The sequence below is a fragment of the Microbacterium enclense genome (genome assembly GCF_004022425.1).
GTDB lineage: Bacteria > Actinomycetota > Actinomycetes > Actinomycetales > Microbacteriaceae > Microbacterium > Microbacterium enclense_A.
Genome location: NZ_RBZY01000091.1, coordinates 1 through 7,141 on the forward strand (window position 1 = coordinate 1; position 7,141 = coordinate 7,141).

The 7,141-nt window shown below is 69.3% G+C and carries 8 protein-coding genes; 5 read left to right on the forward strand and 3 right to left on the reverse strand.

Going from position 1 to position 7,141, the window contains the following annotated elements:
• The first annotated feature begins 163 nt into the window (after positions 1 to 163).
• Together D8Y23_RS15660 and D8Y23_RS17260 are read left to right on the forward strand one after the other, a co-directional pair.
• Positions 164 to 1,321, forward strand: a complete 1,158-nt coding sequence (locus D8Y23_RS15660; RefSeq protein ID WP_128218985.1) for a GTPase family protein — start codon at positions 164 to 166, stop codon at positions 1,319 to 1,321.
• Between the two features lie 244 nt (positions 1,322 to 1,565).
• Positions 1,566 to 1,688 (forward strand): hypothetical protein, encoded by a 123-nt coding sequence (locus tag D8Y23_RS17260; RefSeq protein ID WP_275087519.1) that lies wholly within the window; start codon positions 1,566 to 1,568, stop codon positions 1,686 to 1,688.
• A gap of 6 nt (positions 1,689 to 1,694) precedes the next feature.
• Here D8Y23_RS17260 and D8Y23_RS15665 read toward each other — a convergent pair whose 3' ends face one another.
• The gene (locus tag D8Y23_RS15665; protein ID WP_128218986.1) at positions 1,695 to 2,273 is read right to left on the reverse strand and encodes a hypothetical protein; all 579 of its coding nucleotides are present in this window, start codon (positions 2,271 to 2,273) and stop codon (positions 1,695 to 1,697) included.
• Positions 2,274 to 2,426: 153 nt separating this feature from the next.
• Between D8Y23_RS15665 and D8Y23_RS15670 the strand changes: the two genes are divergently transcribed.
• Together D8Y23_RS15670 and D8Y23_RS15675 are read left to right on the forward strand one after the other, a co-directional pair.
• A complete protein-coding gene (locus D8Y23_RS15670; protein WP_240663929.1) occupies positions 2,427 to 2,924 on the forward strand; it encodes a DUF2243 domain-containing protein in 498 nt (165 codons plus the stop codon).
• A 4-nt stretch (positions 2,925 to 2,928) separates the two neighbouring features.
• Positions 2,929 to 3,738 carry a cytochrome c oxidase assembly protein gene (locus tag D8Y23_RS15675; RefSeq protein ID WP_128218988.1) on the forward strand — a complete coding sequence of 270 codons (810 nt, stop codon included), beginning with the start codon at positions 2,929 to 2,931 and terminating at the stop codon, positions 3,736 to 3,738.
• Positions 3,739 to 3,804: 66 nt separating this feature from the next.
• Here D8Y23_RS15675 and D8Y23_RS15680 read toward each other — a convergent pair whose 3' ends face one another.
• A complete protein-coding gene (locus D8Y23_RS15680; RefSeq protein WP_342672125.1) occupies positions 3,805 to 4,422 on the reverse strand; it encodes a GntR family transcriptional regulator in 618 nt (205 codons plus the stop codon).
• Between the two features lie 187 nt (positions 4,423 to 4,609).
• Between D8Y23_RS15680 and D8Y23_RS15685 the strand changes: the two genes are divergently transcribed.
• Positions 4,610 to 5,305, forward strand: coding sequence for an alpha/beta fold hydrolase (locus D8Y23_RS15685; RefSeq protein WP_128218990.1), 696 nt, complete (start codon positions 4,610 to 4,612; stop codon positions 5,303 to 5,305).
• A 46-nt stretch (positions 5,306 to 5,351) separates the two neighbouring features.
• Here the strand turns inward: D8Y23_RS15685 and D8Y23_RS15690 are convergent, their stop codons facing one another.
• A complete protein-coding gene (locus D8Y23_RS15690) occupies positions 5,352 to 6,863 on the reverse strand; it encodes a helix-turn-helix transcriptional regulator (RefSeq protein WP_164878278.1) in 1,512 nt (503 codons plus the stop codon).
• Between the last annotated feature and the right edge of the window lie 278 nt (positions 6,864 to 7,141).

The window sequence follows — 7,141 nt, forward strand, 5'->3', positions numbered from 1 at the left end:
CGGGTGGGCGGCGGTGCGGCGGCAGCCGTGACCTCTCACACGCCTTCGCGCAAGGGGTGCCCTCCGTCGACGCGAAGCCGAGCGTGAGACGTAGATTCGGCATGACCTCATCCGCCGCGCGAGTCGCGGCATCCTGAGGTCGAAGTTCGGGGGAGGCGGGACCATGGCGAAGAAGAACACCGATGCGCGACAGCTCGACGAGAAGGCTTTCGTCGAGGCCACGTCCGAGGCGAAGTCGCGCTACGGCCGGTTCAACCTCGCGATCGTCGGCGCGTCCGGCGTCGGGAAGTCGTCGCTCGTCAACGCGGTGTTCGGGCGCGACTGGGCGAAGGTCGGGCGCGGGTTGCCGGTCACGCGGGGAGTGCACTTCTACAGCGACGACTCGCTCGGCATCTGGGACGTGGAGGGGTTCGAAATCGGCTCGCCCGTCGCGCCGGATCAGCAGCTGCGCAACCACCTGGATGCCATCGCGGCCCACCCCGGCGATCATCAGATCTCCGTCGTCTGGTACTGCGTGCGGGCCGCTGACGACCGGCTCACCCCGGCCGACATCGCGATGATCCGCGAGCTCGATGCGCGGGGGCTGCCGGTGATCCTCGTGCTGACCAAGGTCGATTGGATCAAGAACCCGATCACCGGGCACCAGGGCGTCGCGAAGGACCTGCAGGCGTTCGTCGACTGGCTCAACGACCCCGTCGACCCGGCGACGGGCGAGCGTATTCGCATCCCGTACCGACGTGTCATCCTCACCTCCACCCGCGACCGCCACGGGAAGGGGAAGGGGCACGGCCTCGGTGACCTTGTCACGGAGACCCTCGAACTCGCCCCCGACCGCGATAAGGACGCCTTTCGCATCGCACAGCGACTCAACCTCCCGTGGAAGAGGGAGATGGCGCGGCCGATCATCGCCGCGGCGTCCGCAGCGGCCGCGGGGGCGGCATCCGTTCCGCTTCCTGTCTCGGATGCTGTCACGCTGGCGCCGATCCAGCTGACGATGATGGGGCGCATCGCCGCCATCTACGACCTCGAGGTCAAGACGATGCTCTCGGCCGGAGCGCTGGCGCAGTTCGGCGTGCAGGTGGCCGGGCGTGCGCTCGCGACGAGCTTCCTGAAGCTCATCCCCGGCGCGGGGATCGTCGTGAACGCGGCGGTGGCGGCGGCGCTCACGGCGGCGACGGGCGAGAGCTGGCTCAAGATCTGCGAGCTGCTGCACACCGGCAAGATCGACGTGCGCAAGCTCGACCAGGAGTGGGCGAAGTACGCGCCGAGCTTCATAGACGTCGCGCGCAAGCTCGTCGAGCGGCGGGTGGGGCGGAAGTAGCGCCCGGTCCTTCGGGCGGCTGGCGGTACCCGCGTCGCGAACGCCGCGGGCGCATGACCTCAGTCATTCGCCCGAACTCCGGAGCATCCGGGGCGGAGGGACTGAGGTTGTGCGAACTGCTGAGGTTGCGCAGCTCCCCGCGCGTACTTCCGCTCGGCAGCCGTGCGGCCACCGGCTCTTGCCCATACGGCATCCATCGCGCACAGTGAGGAAGAACCCGCTCTCTCATCCCCCAGGAGCAGCCATGACCCCCGTCATCATCCTCGCCCTCGTCGGCGGCGCGTCGCTCGCCGTCACCGCCACCGCTTTGTGGCGCACGCCCGCCACCCGCGACGCGTTGCGGCGGTACTTCCGCTCGGCGGAGTGAGCCGCTTCAGACCCGCGGCACCGCCTCACCCGCGACCCACGCGCGCAACGCGCCCAGACGCGGTTCATCGAGGCCCACGACATCGACCGTCTTCACTCCGCCGATGCCGTCGGCATCCTTCCGCCCCGATCGGCGGGCGAGCCCGTCCGGCATCCGGTGCGCGGTGAAGTCGAGCGTCGAGTCGACGACCACGACCTCGTCGCCCGCGGGTAGATCTCGGGCGCGCTGGATCAGCGCCTGCACCTTCCAGTGCTCCCACAGCGCGTTCGGACCCGTGTCCATGCGGTCCGCGGTGGGAGCGGCCGGGAGTTCGGCGGCATCCGGGAATCGAACGACATCCGCGAGACCGAGGTGCTCTGCCAGGGCGCGGAGGGCGTCGGGATCCGTGAGGCGGCGGGTGTGCCAGACGATGTCGGCGCCCGCGGCGGCCAGCTCGCGGATGCCGTCGACCATGGGCAGGCGGAAGAAGAACCGGCCGTCGGGGGTCACGGCGCCGTCGTCGGGAACCGGGAGCGGCGCGTACTCGCGACCCTCTTTCATGGCTGCGTAGTCGCGGGCGGGAGAGTCGATCTCGACGAGCAGCACTTCCTCGACGCCGAGCAGGATCGTGTGGCGGCTCNGGCGGATCCCCAGCCATGAACCGCCCGCGGGGATGTCAATCCCCTGTGCCGCAGGACGATGCCGGTTCGAGGCTCGGTGCCAGAACGGACCGATTCATCGACAGGCGGGAGCTGGGACGTGGCCGAGCACACCGTGTCCGCATCGTCCGACATCGACTACCGGGCGCGTGCGACGTTCTCGCGGCGCAACCTGGGGTCCGGCATCCTGTTCGGCGTCGGTCTGATCGCGTTCGTCGATGAGGCCGTGTTCCACCAGCTGCTGCACTGGCACCACTTCTACGATCTCGGCACCTCGGAGATCGGACTCGTCTCGGATGGCCTCTTCCATGCGCTGAGCTGGGCGGCAACGATCGGAGGGTTGTTCCTGCTCGCCGACCTCCGCCGACGCCGCGCGTTCTGGCAGATGAGGTGGTGGGGAGGGGTGCTGCTGGGCGCGGGGGTCTTCCAGCTCTACGACGGCACGGTGCAGCACAAGTGGTGGGGCATCCATCAGATCCGCTACGTTCCCGACCTGCTCCCGTACGACCTGACGTGGAACATCACTGCCGTCGCCATGATCATCGCCGGAGCCGCTCTCACCGTCCGCACGCGCCGCAGCCGCGTCCCGGTCGGCTGAGCCCGTGCCTCATCACGCGTCGGGTTCCGGCGGCCTCAGCGTGGAGGTCATCCTCGCTCTGCCGTTCGCGCTCGCGCTGATCCTCTACGGGGGCGGCGTCGTCTTCCACCGACGTCGGGGATCCACGTGGCCCTGGTATCGGAGCCTCTTCTGGGTGCTGGGGGTGGGTGCTGCCGCCGCGGGCTTCGTCGGCCCCCTCGCCGTCGCGGCCCACGGGGACTTCGTCGCGCACATGGGGGCGCATCTCCTCGTCGGCATGGCAGCCCCGCTCCTCCTCGTGCTCGCGTCTCCGGTCACCCTCGCCTTGCGAACGCTGCACGTCGTTCCCGCCCGGCGGCTGGCCCGCATCCTGTCGAGCTGGCCGGCCCGGGTCGCGACCGCTCCTGTCGTGGCCGCGGTTGTGAACGTCGGCGGCATGTGGCTGCTGTATGCCACACCGCTCTACGACGCGATGCGGGAAGACGTCCTTCTCCACCTCGTCGTCATGGCGCACTTCCTCCTCGCCGGATACGTGTTCACCGTGGCGATTATCCCGATCGACCCCGCGCCCCACCGCGCGGGCTTCCCGCTCCGGATAGCGGTGCTGGTCCTCGCGCTCGCCGCCCACGGCATCCTGGCCAAGACGATCTACGCCCGCCCGCCCGCGGGAGTGGCGACTCCCGAGGCACAGGCAGGAGCGATGCTGATGTACTACGCCGGCGACGTCATCGACGCCGTGATCATCGCCGTTCTCTGCGCCCAGTGGTACCGGCACGGCTCCTTCGGGATCCGCCGCTCGGCGGCAGCCGTACCGCGTCACACCGCCCGCGGCTGAGCGTTCCCGCCACCGAGTCAGAGCGCTCTTACTTCGGTGATCTACCGGCGGCGTGAGAAAGAACGGTCAGCTCGCCTCATCGACGACGAGCGTGTGCCACGTCTCGAACGTCAGGTCCGACGCGCCCGCGGTGTCGCCGGCGGCGAGGAGGGCGATGAGCCGCTCGTGACGTTCGAGCGACTCACGGCCGTGCTCGGTGAAACGCAGGCGCTCGGCGCGGCGTACCACCGGGCCGAACTGGTCGAGCACCGATTCCATGGCGGCGTTGCCGAGCGCCGCGACCGGGACGCGGTGGAAGGCTTCATCAGCGACCATCGCTGCCGCGATATTGCCGGCGTCGAGAGCGTCCGCGAAGCGCTGGTTCGCGTCGCGCATCCGCTCGAGGTGAGCCTCGTCGAGCGCGGCGCCCTGGACGGCGAGCAGGTGCATTGCCGCAACGACGTCGCGTGCATCGCGCACGGCCTTGGCGTCGATCGTGCTGACGGTCGTGGATCGGCCGGGCTTCGCGACCACCAGTCCTGACGCGCCCAAACGCAGGAGCGCCTCGCGGACGGGCGTGCGACTGACGCCCAACCACTCCGCGAGTTCGGCGTCGCGCAACTGTTCCCCGGGTTCGAGGGTCCCGTCGACGATGGCGTCCCGCAGGCGGCGGAAGACGTCGTCGCGGAGGAGTGAGCGGTCCACACCGGAACTCTGCTGAGGAATCGGCATGCAATATATTGCGCGCGCTCTGGTCTCTGCGCCAAATCGGGCGGGGCCATCGGGCGGGGTCGCCCGTGCTGAATGGATATGCAATATGTTGCGTACCGCGTGCGTTGCACACATCAACACCAACGCCGGCACGCAAGCGCCGCAGCAGAAAGGCAGAACCATGACCGAGCAGAACATCACCAACGTCGTCCTCGTCCACGGCGCATTTGCTGACGGATCCGGGTGGCGGGGGGTCTACGACCTCCTGACGGCGCGCGGCTTCCGCGTGTCGATCGTCCAGAACCCGCTCACCTCGCTCGAAGCCGACGTGACCGCGACCACGCGCGTGCTCGACTCGCAGGACGGGCCCGTGATCCTCGTCGGACACTCGTGGGGTGGCACCGTCATCACCGAGGCGGGAATCCACCCGAACGTCGCGGGACTCGTCTACGTCTCGGCGATCGCCCCTGACGCCGGCGAATCGTCGGGCCAGCAGTACGAGGGCTTCGCCTCCACCCCTGAGTTCGTCATCGACGTCACGGAGGACGGTTACGGATACCTCAACCGCGACGCGTTCCACGCTGGTTTCGCCGCCGATCTGAGCGCAGAGGATGCCGCGTTCCTGGCCGACAGCCAGGTGCCGGTGGCGATGTCCGTCTTCGGCGAGGCCGTGACCAACGCCGCCTGGCGGGACAAGCCGAGCTGGGCAGTCATCGCCACCGAGGACAAGGCCTTCGACCAGGCGATGCTGCAGCACATGGCCAGCCGCATCGGCGCCGAGATCACCACCGTCCCCGGCAGCCACGCGCTGTTCATCTCGCAGGCCGAGACGGTCGCCGACGTGATCGCCACGGCCGCACGGAACGCGCAGCGCTGACCTCCCGACCGGTGAGGGCGGCGCGCGAGATGAGCGCCGACCGCCCTCACCGAAGGAGTTCGGGCGCCGCGAGCACGGCGCGAACGGCGCCCTCGCGGTGAGCAACATTCAGCTTGCGGTACAGGGAAGCCGTCTGCGTCTTGATCGTGTTCTGCGACAGCCCCTCGGCCTGAGCGATATCGGCTCGCGAGCGCCCGTCCAGGAGGTGGCGGAGGACGGCGCGCTCGCGCGGGGTGAGGTGTACCGCGGGTCGGGGCGACCGACGCGCCCTCGGGGGAACCGTCGCGAGCGCATCCCGGATCTCGTCCGGGAGCCGCTGCCCGGAGAGGTCCTCGAGCCGCGCGAGCTCCTCCGGCGAGAAGCGGTGCAACACATCGAACAGGCGCTCGGCGGCGACGATCTCGAGGCAGACCCGGAAGTGGGATGCCGCGTCGTCGAGGTGATCGTTGCGGAGATGGATGACAGCCATCACGGCGCGCAGTTCGGCGGCGACACCCGGGGTCGCGGTCCCCTCGGACAGGGGGCCGGACGCGTCCGCGAGGGCGACGGGGAGAGCGTCCGTCGAAACCGCGCGCCAGGCGCGCAGAACCTCCCGGGTGCCCGTCGAAGTCCCCGCGTGCACCGCATCGAGATCGGAGAAGGCGGTTTCCGTGCGCGTCGCGTCCGATGCGGTCAGGGCAGCCCCGGCGGACGCGATCGCCAGGAGGGCATGGTTCAGCCCCGCGGCGGCCAGAGCGGCGGGGTGCGCTGCGCGGAGCGCGAGGAGCTTCGCCGGGAAGCTCTCGGTGTTCCCGGCCAGCGTCGAGACGAAGGATTCCGTATAGAACCGCATCGCCCAGGTCTCGGACGAGACGGTCGGAGACGACGCGAGGATGCCGTTCGCGCGGTCGAGGTCGAGTTCGTGAGCGGCCAGCAGGGCGGCGGCGAGTGCCGGCATCTCGTGGACGGTGTCCGAGCCATCGTGAGAATAGTCCGGCACACGGGACAGCCATTCACGTGCCTGGGTGGGCATTCCTAGGAAGGCGAAATCGAAAGCGAGGGATCCTGCCGCCTCCACAGCGATACGCGTGTTGTCGTGGCGGATCGCCTCGTCGTATGCACGCTCGTAGGCGCGGATGGCTTCCGGGAGACGAGCCCCCAATTGCAGGGAGATCGCCCACTGCAATCGCAGGTCGGGAATGACCGGACGAATGGCGCGGGTCGCCCCCGCCGGGCTTTCCCTGAGCAAGCGCAACGCTGCTTCCGCCGCCGCGACCGCGTCGGCGAATCGGCCGACCATGCGGGCGCCCGCACTCTGGCTGGTCAGTTTGGCCAGCGTGTCGAGCAGGCCCGCCTCTTTGCCCGGAGCGTGTTGATAGCGGGTCGGTCGTGCCGGGCCCCGCGCCGGAATGAAGTTCGCGTACTCATGCGCCGCTGCGAAGCGAGCGTTCGACGCTCGCACGGATGCGGGCATCGCATTCAGCGCCGACACGAGCGCCTCACGATGCGAATGGGTCAGTTCGACCCAGTGCGTGTCCACATATTCGACCAGGTCGTCCCAAGCCTCGCGGTCGATCAACGAAGCGATCTCTGAATTGCGCAACGAAAAACAGCCCCTCAACCCTGAGCGAATTCCGCCCCCGCGCCTCATGGTATCGACGTGCGGCCCGTTCCGACTCTCGGGCATCGTCGCTCAGAGGCGCGGCACCGCCCCGCCGGCGATCCAGGCGCGAAGCGCGTCGAGGCGTGGTTCGTCGAGGCCCACGACGTCGGCCGTCTTCACACCGCCGATGCCGTCGGCATCCCTCCGTCCCGAGCATGCACTCCCTCGACGCCGAGCAGGATCGTGTGGCGGCT